An 18,698-nucleotide genomic window follows, 5' to 3' on the forward strand; every position below is an offset into this window, starting at 1 on the left:
GCGTACGCTACAACAACCATTTTATCGACAGGGCGAGATTTCATCTGTATATTATATACGTATGTTGTATGGGGCTGTGAATGCCATCAGCGATTTCCCTTTCGTCCGCCCAACGCCGCCGGGTGAATCTGACGATCGACAGCGATGTCATGGCGGAAGCCAGGGCTTTGTCATTAAACACGTCTCAGGCGGCTGAGGCCGGGATTCGCGATGCGATCCGTCAGGCACGGGAACAGCAATGGCGTGATGAGAACCGGCAAGCGATCAAAGCTCACAATTCAAGGGTAGAAGAAGAAGGCGTGCTGCTGCCCCCTGATTGGGCGGAAGACTGACCAGCTATGGCCCGCTTTGACGTTTATCGGCTTGGCACCAGCAAGGTCCCGCTTGTTGTGGATGTTCAGGCAAATCTGCTTGATGATCTAGCCAGCCGGGTTGTCATCCCGCTGCGGCCGTCCGGTGACGCCGCGACCGAGGCCATTTCCCGCTTGACGCCGCAGATTGAAGTGGAAGGCGAGGCCTATGTGTTGATGACCGCCGATATCGCCGCTTTGCCGGTGATACGCCTCGGCGAGAAAGTCACGAACCTGGGCGAACGATCTGGCGATGAGATTTCTGCTGCCCTCGATTTTCTCTTTTCGGGCTTCTGACCGGTGCGTCGGCTTTATTCAAACACTGACCGTTCGACAACGCCCTCAACCTGAATTGGCCGGAAAATCCGGTAGACCAGGAGGCCCAGCACGGCCATGCCAGCCGAAAAGAAAGAGTTCAGCACAATAAAGATCGGGCTCATCACCAAAAGCGGCAGAATTGAAATGGCAGCCTCTGCCCCGGTCAGAGGTTCGCCGCCGGTTTCAAGCGGGGCGCCAAGCGCCACCAGCAAGGCCATCAAGAGCAAGAAAAACAGAAAAAAGCCGGCCGTGAAGACCGCCCAGCCGACAAACATGAGCTTGAACGCGCTGCGCAGCCTCAGCCGGCCATCCCGTGTGGTAATTTTCAACGCTAACCCTCCCCAGACCTTTTCAGAATTACTGACGCGAATGGCCGTGTTATGTAATAATCTGGGATTGAAGACAGGAATGTCGAGGAAAAGCGAAGATGACGCCGATTGCACCGTGCTTGTGGTTCAACAATCAGGCGGAAGAAGCCGCCCGCTATTACACAGAGTTGTTTCCCGATAGCCGCATTGACCGGATTGTCCGCGCGCCGGTGAACAATCCCGGTGCGGAGAAGGGCGCTGTCTCCGTCGTGGAATTTACCCTGAACGGACAGCCCTATCTTGCGCTGAATGGTGGCATGGATAATCCGTTCACCGAAGCGGTCTCGTTCACCATCGCTACAGAGACCCAGGAAGAAACCGACCAGATATGGGATCGGATCATCGCCGAGGGTGGCGCGGCCATTCAGTGCGGCTGGTGCAGGGACAGGTTCGGCTTGCGCTGGCAAATCTATCCGCGGCGCATGCTGGACTTATTATCGCACGAGGATCGTGAATTGGCAGCGCGGGCCATGCAGGCCATGATGACCATGGTGAAAATAGAGATTGCAGACGTCGAAAAAGCGGCTTCAGGCGGTTGAACCGCGATCTTCAGGGGAGAACAGCCATGTCATATGTGGATGGGTTTGTAATTGCCGTGCCGACGGCCAACAAGGCTGCGTATCAAAAAGTGGCTGAGGCGATGGCCCCCATGTTCAAGGATCATGGGGCGATCAGTGTGGTGGAGTGCTGGGGCGAGGATGTTCCGGAGGGAAAAGTGACCTCATTTCCAATGGCTGTAAAAGCCAAACCGGATGAAACCGTCGTGTTTTCCTGGATCGTCTGGCCAGACAAAGCCGCGCGTGAATCGGGCATGGTGGCGTTCATGAAAGATGAGCGCTTGAAAGACATGGATCCGGAAAACATGCCCTTTGATGGCAAGCGCATGATCATGGGCAGTTTTGACATGATCCTTCAGGCTTAACCGGCCAGGGCGCTTCTGACTTTCGGCATGATCCGGCGGCTGACCGGGATGTGCGCTGACGTGGACAGAGAAAGCTCGCCCACCCCGCTCGCTTCACGTGACAAGCGCACCACGAAGGCTGTGTTTACAATATGCGAGCGGTGGACGCGCAGGAAGGTTTCCGGCAAGCGGTTTTCAATCTCGTTCAACCGGGCGGTGTAGAGCGTCTGTCCGCCATTGGCGAAATGAATCTCGACATAATCGCCAGCTGCCGCGAGATGCACAATCTCCGCGGTATTCAGTTTTTCCATCTGTCCCGCGCGATTGAGCTGCAAGGTAACCGGTTCCGATTTCAACCGGGCTTGTTCCAGCGCCATTTCCAGACGTTCGGACCGCGCCATCTCCCGCCGGGCCTGCCGCCTTGCCCGCACGAGGCCGGCCGCAGAGTCAAAAAAGGCAAGGAACATCAGAATGCTGGCGAAATAATAGATGCTGATATCAATGAAGGCGTGGAGCGCCACGAAGGCGCTGATCATCAAGGCCGCAAATATGGCGAGGTAAAGCCGCGCTTTTTTTTGGCCTTTCCAGCTCCACCAGCAAAGTCCGGCCATGGCGGTACCGATGGGCAGAACCAGCGCCTGCATGGCCTTGGGGTCATAGCTGGGCGTGATCATGATCACGCCCAGCGTTATTATGGCGACAATCGCCGTCAGACCCCATCGAGTGGTCACGCGCCAGCCCGAAAACGCCTTCAGGACATAGGCCAGCACGAAACACCCGAAAGCGAGCCCGAGGCCGACAACCGCAAACAATCGCCAGGCGTGAAGCGGATAGGCATATCCAAACAGGCCCCGGCTGGTTTCAGCGATCAATTGAAACGAGATGAAGAGCGCCATCAGGGTCAGGATCAGGGCGCTTTCCCGGTCTTCGCTGCGAAAAGCCATGAAGCCGAAAATGAAAAAGCCGATCACATAGACCCCCAGATTGATGAGGGAGGGCCAATAGGCGCGCAGGATACGTTCGGTCGGTCCTGCAAATTCACCCAGCATCAGATAGTGAATCGGGTTGGCAAAGGAGACGGGCCCGTGATGGGAAGACAACAACATCACAACCGTATTGTCGCCTGGCTGTAGCCGATCCGGTGGAACAAACAGGACGGCATCCATCTGACCTGCGCGTTCTGCGCTGCGGTTGATGCCCGGGGCGCCATTGGCCCCGATGGATTGGCCATTGATCCAGACCTGTGTGGACATCGCGCCTGACACATAAAATCCCAGCGGCTGATCCTGTGGGATATCGGCTGGCGCCAGAGTCAGCCGTGTTTGCATCCAGATGAAGCGGCCTTGCGGGTCGACCTCCAGCAACGACATGGTCTCGCAGCGCTCTGCAGCAAAGTCCGGGGGCGTAATATCGGTGGATTCGGCCGGGCATACGCGTGCATCGTGCAGATCAACGCCGATAAAGGACTGGCTGTACGCAAGCGTTTCCGTTGAAAGGAACAGCAGGATGGCAATCAAGAACCTCATGGCGAGACTCATAGCGCCGTTTACCGGACGCGTCCTGCCGCTGACCGGAAATTCACAACCGCTCGCCGATTTCTGCGTCACATAGCGGCGTGACACACCTAACAGGATGGCCTCTTTTGCTTAATTGGAGGCTCGAATGAAAAATCTTCTCCCCCGCTTGGCCGCGCAGGCGGTATTTAGTCTGACCCTCACTTCTGTTGCGCTTGCCGACCCCTTGCCCGGCGAAACGGAAATTACTTTCACCCCGAACACGGGCGAAGCCGTGATCGCTTATGAGGGGCGCGTAAGCGTGCCGGAACACCGGGCTGACCGGCAAAGCCGCACGATCGAACTGGCCTATGTCCGGTTTCCCGCCACGGGAGAGGGCGAGGGGGCACCGATTGTCTATCTGGCCGGAGGGCCCGGTGGCTCGGGTATTTCAACCGCCCGCGGTAATCGCTTTCCGCTTTTCATGGCCATGCGGGAACATGGCGATGTCATCGCCTTTGATCAGCGGGGAACCGGCGCATCGACCGCCCTTCCACCCTGCCGGTCGTCTGTTGCGCTCGATCCGCGCCAGCGGTTTAGCGAGGCAGAGCTGACCGGGGCTTACCGGCAGGCGGCTGATGAATGCCGCGCCTATTGGGAAGGCGAGGGCATTGCTTTTGCCGGCTACACAACAGCAGAAAGCGTTGCAGACCTGAGCGCTCTGCGGGCCCATCTGGGCGCGGAGCAGATGACGTTATGGGGCATTTCCTATGGCAGCCATCTGGCGCTTGCCGCAATCGACGCCATCCCGTCCGAGCTGGACCGGGTGATGCTGGCCAGCGTTGAAGGGTTGAATCAAACTGTGAAACTGCCTGCGCAAACCGATGCTTTCTTTGACAGAGTTCAAGCCGCGCTTGAAACCCAGCCGGCCGTCGCAGCGGCCTATCCGGATCTTGCCGGTTTGATGCACCGCGTCCACGCCCGGCTCGAAGCTGAGCCTCTATTGCTGGAATGGGATGCCGGGGAAGGCCGAACAGGCGGGCTTCTGCTGGACCGGCTGGCGGCGCAGCGGCTTGCCGGCGCAATGATCTCGGATCCCTCGCGGCTGCCTGTTCTGCTGGCCATTTATGCAGAGCTGGATGCGGGCGGGTCGGTCATGACGACCGGTTTGGTCCGCCGCTTTGTCTCTGGCGACCCGAATATCAGCTTTCGCGCCATGCCGCTGGCTATGGATGTCGCTTCAGGGATCAGTCCGGACCGGCTAGCAAGCGTTATGGCGCAGGCCGAAACCAGCCTGCTTGGCCTGGGGTTGAATTTCCCCATGCCACAGCTCAACGCCCTGTGGGCGGATATGGATCTGGGCCCCGAATTTCGCGATGGACCCTTTGGGGATACGCCAGTCCTGACCCTGACCGGAACGCTGGATGGCCGTACCTATCCTGAAAGCCAGCAGGAAGCCGTTTCCGGGCTGACGAATGTCTCCCGCGTGACGATCGTCAATGCCGGCCACAATCTCTTCATGTCGACGCCTGAGGTCACCGAGATCATGCATCGCTTCATGCGGGGCGAGGCGGGCTTGCCGGAAGAAATCATCATCCCGCTGCCCGACTTCACCCGGAACCCGTTCCAGTAGCGGGCCAGGCTCCGGGTATGAAAAGGCCGGCCTTCGTGCCGGCCTTTTCTGTTCTGGCCGCAAAGGCAATACTGAGATAGGACTCTGGTTTCAGCGAGTTGGAGGGGCAAGCTGATTCAATTTCTCAGGATCGTTGGCGAGGGATCGGCCTGCCTGGCGTTCACATCACGTCGGGTTTTGCTGTTTCGCTGAAAAAAGTTTTCGTCGCCCGCCTCCAATCCGGATGCCGGCGGCCACTATGGGGTAACGGTCAATATCGGCCGGGTCGATTGGAGAGTTTGAAATGGATTTCGGGACCTTGTTCGCCAGCTACTGGTGGCTCTTGTTTCCGCTGGCCTTTTTTGTGGCCGCCGGGTGGAACAGCTTCATGCGCTATCAGCGGGTGAAGGCAAAGACGGACGTATTGAAAGCTTATGCGCAGTCGGGGAAGGAACCTCCGAAAGATCTGATTGCCGCGCTCGAGCGTGACGAAAAACGCAGTGATGACTGGACCGGTGATGACGAGGATGACTCCTCCCCCGGTGAAGGATCGACGGTCTTTCTCGTGGTTCTGTTCGGCGGGCTGAGTGCCGTATTTGCCTATGTCGGATATACGGGCTGGTTCGGCGGCGAACAGACCTCCATGTACTTTGTGTCCATGATATTGGGCGTATTGGCGGTCGCCTTCCTGTTTTCGGGCCTGTTTGGCGGCCGTAAGCGCCGATAGTCATGAGCCTTGCCAGCGATTCAGAGCTGGCAGGTGCCGCAAAGCGGGGTTCGGATCGTGCATTCGAACAGCTGGCCCGGCGTCACAGCGCAGCCCTGCGGACCTTTCTCCGCGGGGTTTGCCGCAACCAGGCTCTGGCAGACGACATAGCCCAGGACGCCTTGATCCGGGCCTGGCGAAGGCTGGATCAACTGCGCGACGAAAACGCTTTCAGGAGCTGGCTGTTCGGCATTGGCTGGCGGCTGGCATCCGAAGAGCGCCGCGCCTCCGGCCGGCGGGCAAAGCGCGAAGAGGATTGGGTCGAAACCCAGGCGCAGACGCTTGCCGAAGGCCTCAGTGCAGAAGAAAGCCTGGCGCTGGAAGCTGCCATGCAGACCCTGTCACCGGATCAGCGCGCTTGCATATCGCTTTGCCTGGCACAGGGATGGTCGCATGGCGAAGCTGCGGTAGTACTGGACATGCCGGTCGGAACGATCAAATCTCATATCAAGCGGGGCCGGGCAAAACTGCTGGCTGCGCTGGGAGGTGAAGATGAACGCTGAGGACAAGCTCAAGGCCTTTCTGAAGGCAGACGAAGCGCCAGCTGCCGATCCTGTTTTCATGGCGGAAATGACCCAGCGCATGGCGCGGTTCCGGATGCGGTCGCAACTGGCAGTGTTTGCGGCCCTGGCGATTGCCATTGGTGCTGTCGTTTACGGTCTCATGATGGCAGCAGGCCCGCTTGTGGGACAAACGCTGGGGCCGCTGCTGACAGATTTTGCCGGCACGCCGGGCCTTGCGCTTGCCGCCTTTACGGTCGCGGCGGGAATATATCTGCCACGCCTGTTAAGCCGCACACGGGGCTAGGGGCAATAGTTTAACGCTTCACACCACTCGTCATGGTCCGGCTTGACCGGACCATCTCGGAAAGCTTGGCTTACACCATGTCCAAGCGGTTCCCATGCATTGCGGTTTATATGATGTCGAGCCGACAGAATGGGCCCATATACACCGGGGTGACGGCAGATCTGATCCGGCGTGTTTATGAGCATCGGGGAAGACTAAGCTCCGGTTTCGTACAGAAGTATAACTGCCGGCGTCTGGTCTGGTATGAACCTCACGAGATGATGGCAGAATCAATTTATCGAGAGAAACGATTGAAACGATGGCTGCGTGCCTGGAAAGTGGCAATGATAGAAGCTGCAAACCCCGACTGGCGGGATTTAAGCGAAACACTTTGGCCTGATTAGAGATCATCCGGTCAAGCCGGATGATGACGAGGGGAACAGGTGTTGCATCATTCGTCAGGGTCCGGCCTGCTTGGCCTCGGGGAGCCAGGGATCGGACCATCGTGCAAATTGCCTCGCCAAATAAGGCGGACTCGCTCTATTCTTCGCAGACGCGATGGTGGGGAGGACTATGACGCTACTGATTGTCGGGCTGATCCTGTTTATCGGCATGCATTCGGCCCGTTTGATACCCGGCGCGCGCGGCGCTTTTATCAACGGTTTTGGCCCGGGTGGTTTCAAGGTAATCTACGCGCTGGTTTCGCTGATCGGCTTTGTCCTGATTATCTGGGGCAAAATCGCGGCCCACCCCTCGGAGATGCTTTATCAAGCCCCTGAGTGGAGCCGTATGGCAGCGCTGATCGCGATGCCGGTCGCCTTGATCCTGATTGCGTCAGCCTACACGCCCAGCCATATCCGCCGCTTTGTCCAGCACCCGATGTTGTTTGCGGTTGCGATCTGGTCGGGGGTACATCTCGCCGCCAATGGTGAGATCGCGGCTGTCATTCTGTTCGGGGCCTTTTTTGGCTGGTCTCTGCTTTTGCTGATCGCCTCTTTCTTGCGCGGGGATCATCCACCGGATCCGCCCAAAGGCTGGGGTGGCGATGTCGTTGCGATCGTCGCTGGCGCCCTGGCCGCTGCCCTGCTGGTCCGCTTTCATGTCAATCTGTTCGGAGTGGGTGTGATCTGATCGACTGTCTTGCATCCAAATTCGCCTGAACCCGCATCATAAGTCCGAGAGCGCCGTGGGGCGCGACTTGAGACACGGAAAGGAAATAAGATGGGACCCGAAATTCTTGCTCCCTTCACAGTTTTCGGATCGATCGTTTTGATCGTCTGGATTGTTTTTCACTTTGGATCGAAAAACCGGAGAGACGTTTTGGAAACGGTTCGAACCGCCGCCCAATCGGGCACCGAGTTAACGCCTGAAATCATCCGCGCGCTGGGAATGCCGCAGCGCAAAAAAGGCGGAGATAAACGCTGGGGGATTATTCTCCTGTCGATCGCCGCAGCCTTCATTGCGCTCGGCTTTTCGATCGGCGCCGTGGAAGGCGATATGGAAGTCGTCGGTATCATGGCCGGTGTCGCGTCCTTCCCTGGCTTTGTTGGGCTTGCATTGATCCTTATGGGTGTGCTGGTCCGCGATAATTCGGACGACTAGGTCAACGCCAGTCTAAAGGGAGAGACACGTGTCTCGAGGTGCGTCGGACGAGGAATTGATTGCCCTGGTAGTGGCCGCAAAAGACGGCTCTGCCTTTGGCGAACTCGTCCGGCGGCACCAGGGGGTTGTCCGGGGGCTGATGCAGCGTATGTGCGGTAATCATGCGCTTGCCGATGACCTCGCGCAGGAAGCCTTCATCAAAGCCTACAACAAGATCGAGAGCTTCACAGGCAAAGGGTCCTTCCGCGCCTGGCTCTGCCGGATCGCCTATAACGAGTTTCTGATGTCCGCGCGAAAGCGCAAAGCGACGGAGAAAGCCATGGAACGGTTCAAACCAGAGGTCGATGACGTGGAAGCCCCGCGCGACATGGGTTCCGTGGTGGATCTGGACCGCGGACTGAAAACGCTAAAGGAAGACGAGCGGGTTTGCGTCACCTTGTGCTATGCTGCGGGCATGTCGCATGCCGAAGCAGCGGAAGCCACCGGCATGCCGCTGGGAACGGTGAAATCGCACGTTAATCGGGGACGGGAAAAGCTGAAGACCTGGTTCGAGGCTGAGGAGGTAATGGCATCATGACCATGAATGATCCCTTCGACGACCGTCTGCGCGCCGCTTTCGCTGCGGCGGAACCGCAAGATGAAATCGATGCCGACGAATTTGTAAGGCGCGTGCAAGGCCGCATGGGACGACCCAATCGCCGGCGCGCCCTGGTGATTGGCGGAGCCGGATCCACTGGGTCGGCGGTCGCCGGAACCCAGCTTGAAGGTTTTTTTTCCAACCCGGAATTCTTGCCGACCGAAGGTATGATGGGTCAGGTTTTCGCTTACACGTCTCCGGAATTGCTGGCCGCAGGCGTTCTGGCGCTCATGATCGCCGGGTTCGCAATCGTGATCCCCAAAGCAATCTAGACGGCAGCACCGGCTTTCGCTGCGCTGCAACATCGGTTAGAGACGCCGCCATGTCGGCTCAATCTCAAAAGAATCGTCTGACCGTTCCGCAGGTTCGTGCCCGAAAGGGTGGCGAGCCTTTGGTGTGCCTGACCGCTTATGATGCGGCCATGGCACGCTTGCTGGATGCGCACTGCGATATCCTTCTGGTCGGTGACAGCCTGGGCATGGTCGTCCACGGTATGGATTCCACCATCGGCGTCACGCTCGATATGATGGTTCTGCACGGTCAGGCCGTCATGCGCGCTGCAAAGCAGGCCTTGGTGGTGATCGATTTGCCCTTCGGAACGTATGAAAAGTCACCGGAACAGGCATTCCAGAGTGCGTCCTGGGTGCTGTCGGCGACCGGCGCACAAGCCGTAAAGATCGAAAGTGGTGTGTATGCCGCCGAGACGATCCGCTTTCTGACGGACCGCGGCATCCCGGTGATGGGCCATGTCGGCTTGCGCCCTCAAGCGTCGCTCAGCGAAGGCGGCTTCAAGGCCAAAGGCCGCGATGACGCCGAGCGCCAGCGCGTGCTGGACGAGGCCAAAGCTGCCGACGAGGCCGGAGCATTCGCAATTGTGATTGAAGGCGTCGAAGAAGGTCTGGCGCGCGAAATTACCCAGGCCGTCAGCGCGCCGGCCATCGGGATTGGCGCCTCTGCGGCCTGTGACGGGCAGATTCTGGTCACCCAGGACATGTTGGGGCTCTTTGATTGGGCACCGAAATTCGTGCGCCGTTATGGCCAGATGTCGGCCATGATCGAGGACGCCGTCGGGCGCTATGCTGAGGACGTGAAATCGCGCGCCTTTCCGGGAGCAAACGAAACCTATTCTTTCAAGCAGAAGAACGGCTAAGCGCGGTTGCCGCTGGGCGGCGGCGCGGCTAGTGTCCCGCTCCAATTCAAACAAGCATTCAGGACGTTTTCCGTGGCTGATATTTTCCACGAAGTCGAAGAAGAACTTCGCAAGGACAAGTACAACGAATTGCTGCGCTCCTGGGGCCCCTGGGTCCTTGGTGCGGCAATCGCCATTGTCGCCGGGGCGGCCGGTTGGCAGGGCTGGCAGTATCTCGACCGTCAGCAGGCCTTTAGCGAGTCGGATCGTTATTTTGCCGCGCTTGATCTGGTAGAGGCCCAACGTCTTCAGGAAGCCGATCTGGCCTTGCAGCAACTCGCGGATGACGCGTCGAGCGGATATACGGGCCTGGCCCTCATGCAGCGGGGCGAGATTGCGCTTTCGCAAGGCGATACGGCCTCGGCGGGTTTTCACTTCGAACAGGCAGCTGATGCCTTCAATGTTAATACGCTGGGGGATCTCGCCCGGGTCAAAGCGGCCATGGCGCTATTTGAAGATCTCTCGATCGATGATCTGCAGAACCGCCTCGGGCCGGTCATGCAATCGGATCGCCCCTACCGCCTGCTGGCCATGGAAGTCATTGCCGCAAAGGCGTTTTCCATAGGTGATCTGGAGCGGGCACGGAGAGAGTTCGAGGCGATCTCCAATGATCTGGATGCGTTGGCTTTGCCGGTCGCCCAAAGGGCGCAGGCTGCGTTGAGCGTCATCACACGGCTGGAGCAGACAGGGCAGAGTGCCGCGGGCGATGCCGGCACGGAAATGCAGTTCGACCTCGGTGCGGCACTGGAGCAGGCAGAAGCCGAAACTCTGGAAGATGCCATTTCAACGCCGCAAATCCCCGGCGCGGAATTGTTGGACGCCCTGCCGGCAGGTGAAGGCGAGACGCAATCCGGTAGCAATTCTGACGACTCAGATGGTGACGGGCAGGAATAGATGATGACAGGACTAAAACTCACCCGGCTCGCCTGTCTGGCGGCAATTCTTGGACTGGCCGGATGTTCGACCGTGTCGGATACAGCCGAACGGCTAAATCCGTTTGATGGCGATGGCGGCGTCGATGAAGATGCGCCGGCGATTGATGACCGTGTCTCAATCCTCAGCTTTGAACAATCGCTTCAGGCTGACCCTGATGCCGCCGCCGAGCCGGTTATTTTGCCTACCGCCTATGTCAATTCGATCTGGTCGCAGCCGGACGGCTATCCCACGCACGCCATGCAGCACACGCAGGCCTCTGGCAATCTGGACGTGGTCTTCCGCCGCCGTTTCGGTCAGGGGTCAGATCGCTCCAGCCGGATCAATGCCCGTCCGATTTATGCCGATGGCCGCATTTATGTGATGGATGGGGAAAGCCGCATCTACGCACTTGATCCGGATTCCGGCCGTGAAATCTGGGAAGCCCGTGTCAGATCCGGTAACCGTCAGGACCGGATCGGTTTCGGGGGCGGGCTGGCCTATGACAATGGCCGCTTGTTTGTGCATACCGGGCGTCGTTTCATGGTCGCTCTGGATGCCACCAATGGGCAGGAGATCTGGCGGACGCCGTCCCTCACGCCTTTCCATACCGCGCCGACCGCCGTCAATAACACGGTATTTGTCGCAACCGACGACAACGAGCTCCATGCCATTGATCAGAACACCGGCGAAATTCTCTGGAACCACCAGGGCATTGCTGAACCCGCCCGCCTGATCACCGCCCCGAGTGTTGCTGTCATTGGTGAAACCGTGGTCGCCCCTTATGCCTCGGGCGAAATTACCGCATTGCGGATCCAGAACGGCAATCCGATCTGGAATGATGCACTGACACGTTCCGGTGGACTGACGCCCATTTCAGCGATCAATGATGTCGCCGGCAGCCCGGTTATCGTCGATGATGTCGTCTACGCGATGAGCCATTCTGGAATTCTGGCTGCGTTTGATCTCCGGACCGGCGAGCGTCTCTGGACCCAGCCTGCCGGCGGCCTTCACGCGCCCTGGGTGGCCGGTGATTTTCTGTTTCTTGTCACATCGGATGGCGAGCTAGTCTGTGTCGAACGCAGCGACGGTACAATCCGCTGGATCACGCAATTGCCGCTTTATCAGCGTGCACGCAGCCGCCGCGACAGGATCGCCTGGGCCGGCCCCGTTCTGGCAGGTGGGCGGCTCTTCCTGGCCAGCTCAACCGGAGAGGGGCTGATCGTTGATGCCCAAACCGGAAATATCCAGCGCGAAGTCAATCTTCGGGACCCGGTCTTCGTTGCCCCCATCATCGTCAATGAAACGATCTATGTCGTGACCGATGACGCGCGCCTGATCGCGCTGCGCTAACCGTCATGGCTGTCCCCACAATCGCGGTGGTGGGCCGCCCCAATGTCGGCAAATCAACGCTGTTCAACCGTCTGGCGGGCAAGCCGCTGGCGATTGTTGATGACCGCCCGGGCGTCACCCGCGACCGCCGCGAAGCGCGCGGACGTCTGGGCGATATTCCGCTGCGGATCATTGATACCGCCGGTTTCGACAATGCTGATGCCACCAAGCTGGGCACGGATATGCGCGCCCAGACCGACCAGGCGCTGAAGGAAGCCGATGTCTGCCTGTTTGTGATCGATGCCCGCGAAGGCATTACCGCGCTCGACGAAGCTTTTGCTGATGTGGTGCGTCGCTCGGGCCGTCCGGTCATCCTCATCGCCAACAAGGCCGAAGGCAAAGCCGGGATGGATGGTATCACCGAGAGCTATGCGCTCGGCTTTGGAGAGCCGGTGGCAATCTCGGCCGCGCATGGCGAAGGCATGGGCGATCTACACGCCAGACTGTCGGACGAGCTGGGCGATTATCAATCGCTCGAAGACGTTGATGCAGACGAGCCGCCGCTTCGGATCGCCGTGATTGGCCGTCCAAATGCCGGTAAATCCACCTTGATCAATGCGCTGATCGGCGAAGACCGGTTGATCACCGGGCCGGAAGCGGGGGTCACCCGCGATGCCATTGCTGTGGATTGGCTCTGGGATGGCCGCCGGGTGCGCCTGCACGATACGGCGGGCTTGCGTAAAAAGGGCAAGGTGAATGACCGGCTCGAGCGCATGAGCGCCGCCGATACGCTGCGCGCCATCAAATTCGCCGAGATCGTTCTGCTGCTCGTCGATGCCGAACATCCGTTTGAGAAACAGGATCTGACCCTGGCTGATCTCGTCATGCGCGAGGGCAGAGGGCTGATCATGGTTTTGGCCAAGTGGGACCTCGTCCCAAATCGCGATGCAGCTTTGAAAGAGCTTCAATACGAATTTGAACGCTTATTGCCGCAAGCCAAGGGCGCGTCGCTCATCCCGGTGTCTGCACTTAAAAACAAAGGGCTGGACAAGCTGATGCCCGCGGTCACCCGCCTGCATCGCGACTGGACGGCCAAGATCAAGACGCGTGATCTGAATGACTGGCTTCAGGAAATGATTGCGCGCCACCCGCCGCCTGCCGTGCAGGGCCGCCGCATCAAGCCGCGCTATCTGTCACAAACCAAATCACGCCCGCCGACCTTTGTTTTGATGTGTTCGCGCGCGGGCGATCTGCCGGAAAGCTATAAGCGTTATCTGGTCAACGGCATCCGCGAGGCGTTCGACATGCCCGGTGTGCCAATCCGCTTGATCGTGAAATCCGGCAAGAACCCTTACGCGAAGAAATAGGGTTTTTAGGCTTCGAGGCTGACAAGTGGCAGCTCCGAAGCCTGAAAAAGGCGGATCAGATCAAAAAGCGTCGTCAGGCTTGCGGAAGGAACAGAACCGTCAGCACCCGGCCATCGCTAAGCGCTGTTTGAAACCGCGTTTCGTCAGTTGGAGAGACCGCTATTCCGCTGTCCGTCGCGCGCGTGAGTTCACCGTTCTTGGCCTCCCAAAGGCTAAAGACAATCACGGTCTGGCCTTCGGCGCAGGCAGTAGTGGAACCGGCAATGCAGGGGCTTGCGGCAAAGGAATAGCGGATGCCGTCTCCAAGCGTATCACTGATCGCCGCATCGGCACCGTCTGCTTGGCCAAACTCGGCCTGGCCTTCGGAAACAATCTGACCCACACCATCGTCAACAACGACTTGATAAATCAGTCGCACATCAGCCGCTGCACTTGGCGCCAGCATCAGGCTCATTGATAAGGCCGCCGCGCAAGCAAATGCTCCAAGCGTGGCGCTGATCGGCTTTCGTATTATATGATCAAACATGGCAAACACCCTTTGTCTAAGGTTTCGGAACGCCACGAATACTTCCATCAAATGACGCAGAACCGCGCTGGCGGGCCGATTGGCCGACCGGCAAGCTTCCCAAAAGGCATGCTTGTCTTCTTCGCTGACCCGCACTTCGATTGAGACGGTCTTTTTCGGTTCACGCTGAGGAGGTTTGTTGTGTTTCATGGCACCGACCAATTGGGGTCCGACGCTTCGAAATGTAATCAATTTCGTGCCTGGAAAAAGAAATTTCGTGTCTGGACACGCCAATGCGTGGAGCCAGGAGGGGGCTCTTTCCGTTGTTTGAGCTGAAAATTCGGCGAAGAAAATAGACTGTCGCTACGTCTCGCTCGGGAAATCGACCCACTCGCCATGACGCGTGGAGTCTGATGACACCAGCGACAACACCATCGGCACCAGGTCTTCCGGTGGTGGCAGGGTGTCCGGGTTCTCGCCGGGAAAGGCTTTCTTGCGCATCGCGGTCCGCATTGGACCCGGATTGAGAAGATTAATCCGCAGAGCCTTCTTTTCATGCTCGGCGGCCCAGCTGGTGATCAACGCATCCAGCGCAGACTTACTGGCCGCATAGGGTGCCCAATAGGCCCGGCAGGATTTGGACGCGCCGGATGTCAGGAAGACGGCCCGGCCAGCCTCGGATTTCAGCAAGAGCGGCTCAAAGGCGCGGATCAGACGTGCTGGCGCGATGACGTTAACGGCCATCACCTCATTCCAGGTTTTGGCTGTGACCTGCGCGGCAGGCGTCAGTTCACCGAGAGATCCAGCGGCCGCGACCAGAATATCCAGCCGGCCCCATCGCTCAGCGACGATTTCTGCGAGTTTTTCAATGCCTTCCGGATTGGCTTGATCGAGCGGCACCAGCGTGCATTGTCCGCCCGCTTCGCGGATTTCATCATCCAGATCTTCCAGCCCGCCTTGCGTACGGGCGGTGGCGATAATGTGGGCACCTTCCCTGGCGAGACCCAACGCAATGGCGCGGCCAATACCCCGCGAAGCGCCGGTGACCAGCGCGATTTTATCCTGAAACATCAAATCACTCATGCATCGACCAGCAGGGAAAGCTGCCGGTCCTTGTCGGAAGCGGCCCGCTCATGATCGAGCAGCCGCGTGGCGTATTCGCCGGTGAAATAGTGATCGGCCAGCTGCGGGGCGTCCGCATTGCGATTTTCGCCCAGCACAGCCTGATAGAGCCCGTTGATAGACAAAAAGCCGAGACTGTCGGCCTTCAAGGCCTTGGCCATCGCGTTGGTATCCAGCGCGGACGCCATCAGCTCTTCCTTACTGGGCATATCAATGCCGTAAAAATCTGGATTGGTGATGGGCGGGCAGGCCGAGCGGAAATGCACCTCGGTCGCTCCGGCTTCGCGCATCATTTCCACGATCTTGCGCGAGGTCGTGCCGCGGACGATGGAATCATCCACCAACAGAACCCGCTTTCCCTTGATAACGGGCGGATTGGCGGAATGCTTGCGGCGCACGCCAAGGTCCCGCTTGGCCTGCGTCGGTTGGATAAACGTCCGGCCGACATAGTGACCGCGAATAATGCCCATCTCGTAAGGTACGCCTGCGGCCTGTGCATAACCCAACGCCGCCGGCACGCCGCTATCGGGCACCGGGATGACGACATCGACATCTGCCGGAGCGTCCAGATAAAGCTGCCGGCCCATGCGCTTGCGCGCGTCATAAACGCTGATGCCAGAAATCTCGGAATCGGGCCGGGCAAAATAGATGTATTCAAAAGCGCAAGGCCGGGCTTTTCGCGGTGGCGCGAACTGGTCGGACTTCATGCCGTTTTCATTGACGATAATGGCTTCACCCGGCTCGATATCGCGCACATAGGTCGCGCCAATGACATCCAACGCGCAGGTTTCAGAGGCCACAATTGTGGCACCATCCAGTTCACCCAACACCAGAGGACGGATACCAAACGGATCCCGTGCTGCGATCAGCCTGCCATTGACCATGGCGACCAGCGCAAACGCGCCTTCAATTTGCTTGAGTGCGGACAAGAAGCGTTTGGAGGCGCTCGAACGATCCGAGCGCGCAGCAATCTGCAGGATCACTTCCGTGTCGCTGGTGGACTGGAAAATGGACCCTGAGGCGACCAGCTCATTCCTGAGAGACCTCGCATTAGTGAGGTTACCATTATGCGCCACCGCAATTCCGCCGCCGCGCACATCCGCATAAAGCGGCTGGATATTCCGCGTAACCGTGCCGCCGGACGTGGAATAGCGCACATGGCCAATACCGGACGAGCCGGGCAGGCGATGATGCGTTTCGCCATCAGCAAAGTGCTCGCCGACCAGCCCCATATGCCGTTCGGCATAAACGCGATCGCCGTCATGGGTGACGATGCCACAGCTTTCCTGACCGCGATGCTGCAAGGCGTGCAGGCCCAGCGCAATCAGAAGCGCCGCATCCTGACCGCCGAACACACCAATGACGCCGCATTCCTCACGCAGATGATCAGACGCTGCATCATAGGCGAGCGGCGGGGCAGGAAATCTCATCCGTCATCTTCCTCGCTGGCATCACCGATCAGCTCGTCCAACCGGTTGCGGTCGCGGTCATCATAGGATTCTTCATCAGGACGCGTGGGCTCTTCTGCGGGCGATATAGGCGTCGTGCGCCCGATTTGCGAGTCCCCCGGTGCGAGCGCTTGAAGCAGGCGGGCCGAGGTGTTTACCAGCGGATAGAGCCGCGCATCTGTCACCTGTGGCGGCGGTTGGCCCTGATTGGCGAGGCTGGCGATGATCAGGAGGAATCCCAGCGCGAACAGGGCGCGGGCGATGCCGAAGAAAAAACCGAGCGCGCGATCGAGAAAGCCGACATCATCACCTTTCTTGACGTTCGCCCGCATGGGCGCGGTCAGAAAGCTGACCGCCATAAAGACAAGCGCGAAGACGATGCCAAGCGTGACCAGATTGGCAACCCAGCCAGCGGGAACAAAATCATCCGCCAAAGTCACAAAGATCGGCCGGCTCCAAAGCGCGGCAATGGCCGCGACGATGGCGGCCGTCATCGACAGGGCTTCGCTCACAAAACCGCGTACCAGCGCATGATAGGCGGACGCCCCGATAAAAAGGAGGATGGCACCATCTATCGGGGTGAGACCGCCCATCCTGTCAGTCCTCCTGTCGCCAGGCGCTGATTGTGGCGGCCAGATCGGCCACGGCACCGAGGCCACGCACGGTGACCGGCGGATGGCCTTCGGTCGCACTCAAGGGCGCAAGCGCTTGTTTAAAGCCCAGCTTGGCGGCTTCCTTCAGACGCGCGTCGCTGCGGCCCACACTGCGGATATCACCCGACAGGCTCATCTCGCCGAACATCACCGCGTCGGCCGGAAGAGGCGCGTTAAGCGCAGAAGAGAGTATTGCTGCTGCCACTGCCAAGTCCGCCGCCGGTTCCCCGATCTTCAGCCCGCCTGCGACGTTCAAATAAACGTCACGGCCGCCAAAGGAAAGCCCGCATCGCGCCTCGAGCACGGCGAGCACCATTGAGAGCCGTCCGGAATCCCAGCCGACGACGGTCCGTCGAGGCGTTCCCAACGGCGAAGCGGCGACAAGCGCCTGAATTTCGGTCAGGACCGGCCGCGTGCCTTCCATACCCGCAAAAACGGCAGCGCCTGGCGTCTGATCACCTCGATCATTGAGAAATAGCGCAGACGGATTTTCAACTTCCTGCAAGCCGGCATCGCCCATTTCGAACACGCCGATTTCATCGGTCGGGCCGAAGCGGTTTTTCACTGCGCGCAGGATGCGGAATTGATGGCTGCGCTCGCCTTCAAAATAGAGCACGGCATCCACCATATGCTCGACCACGCGCGGACCAGCGATTTGGCCATCCTTGGTGACGTGACCGACAAGGATGACGGCGCATCCAGATTTCTTGGCAAAGCGCACGAGTTCTTGCGCACAGGCCCGCACCTGAGCCACCGTGCCGGGTGCGGCAGCGAGTTGATCGGTCCACAGTGTCTGCACAGAATCAATCACCGCGATGTCCGGCTTCTCGGCTTTTAGTCCATCGAGAATGTTTTCCAGCGAGGTTTCTGCCGCCAAGGCCACCGGGCTTTCCGCCAGCCCCAAGCGCCGTGCCCGGCGGCGCACCTGATCAACGGCCTCTTCGCCAGAGACATAGACCGACTTGGTGCCACTTTGCGCGAGATGCGCAACAGCTTGCAGCAACAACGTGGATTTCCCGATGCCCGGATCGCCGCCGACCAGAAGGGCAGACCCGGGCACCAGCCCGCCGCCACAGACCCGGTCAAATTCGGCAATGCCACTATCCAGGCGCGCAATATCTCCGCCTTCGCCATCGAGGGTCACGAGTTCCAGCTTGCCGCGGCGTCCGGCCTTCTTCGGTTTGGCCTGTGTGCCGAGCGGGGCTGAGGCGATTTCTTCGACCAGCGTATTCCAGGAGCCGCAATCGGAACACTGGCCGGACCATTTGGCATGGACCGCTCCGCAGGACTGACAAACAAACTGGCTATCGCCGCGCGCCATCGCGAATCACTCGAAC

The 18,698-nt window shown here is 59.2% G+C and carries 24 protein-coding genes; 17 read left to right on the plus strand and 7 right to left on the minus strand.

Going from position 1 to position 18,698, the window contains the following annotated elements:
* Window positions 1–80: 80 nt before the first annotated feature.
* Window positions 81–332: a type II toxin-antitoxin system CcdA family antitoxin gene (locus tag ACO079_RS01670; protein ID WP_421791324.1), complete on the plus strand. Its 252-nt coding sequence runs from the start codon at window positions 81–83 to the stop codon at window positions 330–332.
* 6 nt (window positions 333–338) lie between these two features.
* Window positions 339–647, plus strand: a complete 309-nt coding sequence (locus ACO079_RS01675) for a CcdB family protein (protein ID WP_421791326.1) — start codon at window positions 339–341, stop codon at window positions 645–647.
* A 14-nt stretch (window positions 648–661) separates the two neighbouring features.
* Here ACO079_RS01675 and ACO079_RS01680 read toward each other — a convergent pair whose 3' ends face one another.
* Window positions 662–997, minus strand: coding sequence for a hypothetical protein (locus tag ACO079_RS01680; RefSeq protein WP_421791327.1), 336 nt, complete (start codon window positions 995–997; stop codon window positions 662–664).
* Window positions 998–1,095: 98 nt separating this feature from the next.
* On the opposite strand from ACO079_RS01680, the gene ACO079_RS01685 reads away from it, so the two are divergent.
* Window positions 1,096–1,575: a VOC family protein gene (locus ACO079_RS01685; protein WP_421791328.1), complete on the plus strand. Its 480-nt coding sequence runs from the start codon at window positions 1,096–1,098 to the stop codon at window positions 1,573–1,575.
* Window positions 1,576–1,601: 26 nt separating this feature from the next.
* Window positions 1,602–1,958 (plus strand): DUF1428 domain-containing protein, encoded by a 357-nt coding sequence (locus ACO079_RS01690; RefSeq protein WP_421791330.1) that lies wholly within the window; start codon window positions 1,602–1,604, stop codon window positions 1,956–1,958.
* On the opposite strand, the gene ACO079_RS01695 is transcribed toward ACO079_RS01690, so the two are convergent.
* Window positions 1,955–3,463 carry a LytTR family transcriptional regulator DNA-binding domain-containing protein gene (locus ACO079_RS01695; RefSeq protein WP_421791331.1) on the minus strand — a complete coding sequence of 503 codons (1,509 nt, stop codon included), beginning with the start codon at window positions 3,461–3,463 and terminating at the stop codon, window positions 1,955–1,957. The genes ACO079_RS01690 and ACO079_RS01695 overlap by 4 nt on opposite strands.
* A gap of 136 nt (window positions 3,464–3,599) precedes the next feature.
* Between ACO079_RS01695 and ACO079_RS01700 the strand changes: the two genes are divergently transcribed.
* From ACO079_RS01700 to der, 13 genes are all read left to right on the plus strand, one after another.
* The gene (locus ACO079_RS01700) at window positions 3,600–5,063 is read left to right on the plus strand and encodes an alpha/beta fold hydrolase (protein WP_421791332.1); all 1,464 of its coding nucleotides are present in this window, start codon (window positions 3,600–3,602) and stop codon (window positions 5,061–5,063) included.
* A 283-nt stretch (window positions 5,064–5,346) separates the two neighbouring features.
* Complete coding sequence (locus ACO079_RS01705; protein WP_421791334.1) at window positions 5,347–5,769, plus strand: hypothetical protein; 423 nt, start codon at window positions 5,347–5,349, stop codon at window positions 5,767–5,769.
* 2 nt (window positions 5,770–5,771) lie between these two features.
* Complete coding sequence (locus ACO079_RS01710) at window positions 5,772–6,311, plus strand: RNA polymerase sigma factor (protein ID WP_421791335.1); 540 nt, start codon at window positions 5,772–5,774, stop codon at window positions 6,309–6,311.
* Window positions 6,301–6,615 carry a hypothetical protein gene (locus ACO079_RS01715; protein ID WP_421791336.1) on the plus strand — a complete coding sequence of 105 codons (315 nt, stop codon included), beginning with the start codon at window positions 6,301–6,303 and terminating at the stop codon, window positions 6,613–6,615. The genes ACO079_RS01710 and ACO079_RS01715 overlap by 11 nt, the downstream gene beginning before the upstream one ends.
* 113 nt (window positions 6,616–6,728) lie before the next feature.
* Window positions 6,729–6,998, plus strand: coding sequence for a GIY-YIG nuclease family protein (locus tag ACO079_RS01720; protein ID WP_421792906.1), 270 nt, complete (start codon window positions 6,729–6,731; stop codon window positions 6,996–6,998).
* A gap of 169 nt (window positions 6,999–7,167) precedes the next feature.
* Window positions 7,168–7,725, plus strand: coding sequence for an NnrU family protein (locus ACO079_RS01725; RefSeq protein WP_421791337.1), 558 nt, complete (start codon window positions 7,168–7,170; stop codon window positions 7,723–7,725).
* Window positions 7,726–7,815: 90 nt separating this feature from the next.
* Window positions 7,816–8,196 carry a DUF6249 domain-containing protein gene (locus ACO079_RS01730; RefSeq protein WP_421791338.1) on the plus strand — a complete coding sequence of 127 codons (381 nt, stop codon included), beginning with the start codon at window positions 7,816–7,818 and terminating at the stop codon, window positions 8,194–8,196.
* Between the two features lie 28 nt (window positions 8,197–8,224).
* Complete coding sequence (locus ACO079_RS01735) at window positions 8,225–8,773, plus strand: RNA polymerase sigma factor (RefSeq protein WP_421791339.1); 549 nt, start codon at window positions 8,225–8,227, stop codon at window positions 8,771–8,773.
* Entirely contained in the window at window positions 8,770–9,105 is a 336-nt protein-coding gene (locus ACO079_RS01740) for a hypothetical protein (RefSeq protein ID WP_421791341.1), read from the plus strand. Before ACO079_RS01735 ends, ACO079_RS01740 begins: the two co-directional genes overlap by 4 nt.
* A gap of 50 nt (window positions 9,106–9,155) precedes the next feature.
* Complete coding sequence (panB, locus tag ACO079_RS01745) at window positions 9,156–9,983, plus strand: 3-methyl-2-oxobutanoate hydroxymethyltransferase (protein ID WP_421791343.1); 828 nt, start codon at window positions 9,156–9,158, stop codon at window positions 9,981–9,983.
* Between the two features lie 72 nt (window positions 9,984–10,055).
* Window positions 10,056–10,916, plus strand: a complete 861-nt coding sequence (locus ACO079_RS01750; RefSeq protein ID WP_421791344.1) for a tetratricopeptide repeat protein — start codon at window positions 10,056–10,058, stop codon at window positions 10,914–10,916.
* Between the two features lie 3 nt (window positions 10,917–10,919).
* Complete coding sequence (locus ACO079_RS01755) at window positions 10,920–12,287, plus strand: PQQ-binding-like beta-propeller repeat protein (RefSeq protein WP_421791345.1); 1,368 nt, start codon at window positions 10,920–10,922, stop codon at window positions 12,285–12,287.
* 5 nt (window positions 12,288–12,292) lie between these two features.
* On the plus strand, window positions 12,293–13,633 hold the full coding sequence (gene der, locus ACO079_RS01760; protein WP_421791346.1) for a ribosome biogenesis GTPase Der: 1,341 nt from the start codon (window positions 12,293–12,295) through the stop codon (window positions 13,631–13,633).
* 73 nt (window positions 13,634–13,706) lie between these two features.
* Here the strand turns inward: der and ACO079_RS01765 are convergent, their stop codons facing one another.
* The 5 genes from ACO079_RS01765 to radA all read right to left on the minus strand — a co-directional run bounded on the left by ACO079_RS01765 (window position 13,707) and on the right by radA (window position 18,682).
* On the minus strand, window positions 13,707–14,348 hold the full coding sequence (locus ACO079_RS01765) for a hypothetical protein (RefSeq protein WP_421791348.1): 642 nt from the start codon (window positions 14,346–14,348) through the stop codon (window positions 13,707–13,709).
* Between the two features lie 153 nt (window positions 14,349–14,501).
* Window positions 14,502–15,209, minus strand: coding sequence for an SDR family NAD(P)-dependent oxidoreductase (locus ACO079_RS01770; RefSeq protein WP_421791350.1), 708 nt, complete (start codon window positions 15,207–15,209; stop codon window positions 14,502–14,504).
* Window positions 15,210–15,217: 8 nt separating this feature from the next.
* Window positions 15,218–16,690 (minus strand): amidophosphoribosyltransferase, encoded by a 1,473-nt coding sequence (purF, locus tag ACO079_RS01775; protein WP_421791352.1) that lies wholly within the window; start codon window positions 16,688–16,690, stop codon window positions 15,218–15,220.
* Window positions 16,687–17,301 (minus strand): CvpA family protein, encoded by a 615-nt coding sequence (locus ACO079_RS01780; protein WP_421791354.1) that lies wholly within the window; start codon window positions 17,299–17,301, stop codon window positions 16,687–16,689. Before ACO079_RS01780 ends, purF begins: the two co-directional genes overlap by 4 nt.
* A 4-nt stretch (window positions 17,302–17,305) precedes the next feature.
* Entirely contained in the window at window positions 17,306–18,682 is a 1,377-nt protein-coding gene (radA, locus tag ACO079_RS01785) for a DNA repair protein RadA (RefSeq protein WP_421791356.1), read from the minus strand.
* Window positions 18,683–18,698: the final 16 nt, after the last annotated feature.

Origin of the sequence: Hyphobacterium sp., assembly GCF_965228115.1 — a bacterium.
Lineage (GTDB): Bacteria > Pseudomonadota > Alphaproteobacteria > Caulobacterales > Maricaulaceae > Hyphobacterium.

Coding starts and splice junctions, on each gene's coding strand:
- purF (WP_421791352.1), bottom strand. CDS start 16,690: ATGAGATTTCCTGCCCCGCCGCTCGCCTATGATGCAGCGTCTGATCAT.
- ACO079_RS01730 (WP_421791338.1), top strand. CDS start 7,816: ATGGGACCCGAAATTCTTGCTCCCTTCACAGTTTTCGGATCGATCGTT.
- ACO079_RS01695 (WP_421791331.1), bottom strand. CDS start 3,463: ATGAGGTTCTTGATTGCCATCCTGCTGTTCCTTTCAACGGAAACGCTT.
- der (WP_421791346.1), top strand. CDS start 12,293: ATGGCTGTCCCCACAATCGCGGTGGTGGGCCGCCCCAATGTCGGCAAA.
- panB (WP_421791343.1), top strand. CDS start 9,156: ATGTCGGCTCAATCTCAAAAGAATCGTCTGACCGTTCCGCAGGTTCGT.
- ACO079_RS01755 (WP_421791345.1), top strand. CDS start 10,920: ATGACAGGACTAAAACTCACCCGGCTCGCCTGTCTGGCGGCAATTCTT.
- ACO079_RS01710 (WP_421791335.1), top strand. CDS start 5,772: ATGAGCCTTGCCAGCGATTCAGAGCTGGCAGGTGCCGCAAAGCGGGGT.
- ACO079_RS01740 (WP_421791341.1), top strand. CDS start 8,770: ATGACCATGAATGATCCCTTCGACGACCGTCTGCGCGCCGCTTTCGCT.
- ACO079_RS01765 (WP_421791348.1), bottom strand. CDS start 14,348: ATGAAACACAACAAACCTCCTCAGCGTGAACCGAAAAAGACCGTCTCA.
- ACO079_RS01700 (WP_421791332.1), top strand. CDS start 3,600: ATGAAAAATCTTCTCCCCCGCTTGGCCGCGCAGGCGGTATTTAGTCTG.
- ACO079_RS01780 (WP_421791354.1), bottom strand. CDS start 17,301: ATGGGCGGTCTCACCCCGATAGATGGTGCCATCCTCCTTTTTATCGGG.
- ACO079_RS01720 (WP_421792906.1), top strand. CDS start 6,729: ATGTCGAGCCGACAGAATGGGCCCATATACACCGGGGTGACGGCAGAT.
- radA (WP_421791356.1), bottom strand. CDS start 18,682: ATGGCGCGCGGCGATAGCCAGTTTGTTTGTCAGTCCTGCGGAGCGGTC.
- ACO079_RS01770 (WP_421791350.1), bottom strand. CDS start 15,209: ATGTTTCAGGATAAAATCGCGCTGGTCACCGGCGCTTCGCGGGGTATT.
- ACO079_RS01705 (WP_421791334.1), top strand. CDS start 5,347: ATGGATTTCGGGACCTTGTTCGCCAGCTACTGGTGGCTCTTGTTTCCG.
- ACO079_RS01670 (WP_421791324.1), top strand. CDS start 81: ATGCCATCAGCGATTTCCCTTTCGTCCGCCCAACGCCGCCGGGTGAAT.
- ACO079_RS01725 (WP_421791337.1), top strand. CDS start 7,168: ATGACGCTACTGATTGTCGGGCTGATCCTGTTTATCGGCATGCATTCG.
- ACO079_RS01685 (WP_421791328.1), top strand. CDS start 1,096: ATGACGCCGATTGCACCGTGCTTGTGGTTCAACAATCAGGCGGAAGAA.
- ACO079_RS01690 (WP_421791330.1), top strand. CDS start 1,602: ATGTCATATGTGGATGGGTTTGTAATTGCCGTGCCGACGGCCAACAAG.
- ACO079_RS01715 (WP_421791336.1), top strand. CDS start 6,301: ATGAACGCTGAGGACAAGCTCAAGGCCTTTCTGAAGGCAGACGAAGCG.
- ACO079_RS01675 (WP_421791326.1), top strand. CDS start 339: ATGGCCCGCTTTGACGTTTATCGGCTTGGCACCAGCAAGGTCCCGCTT.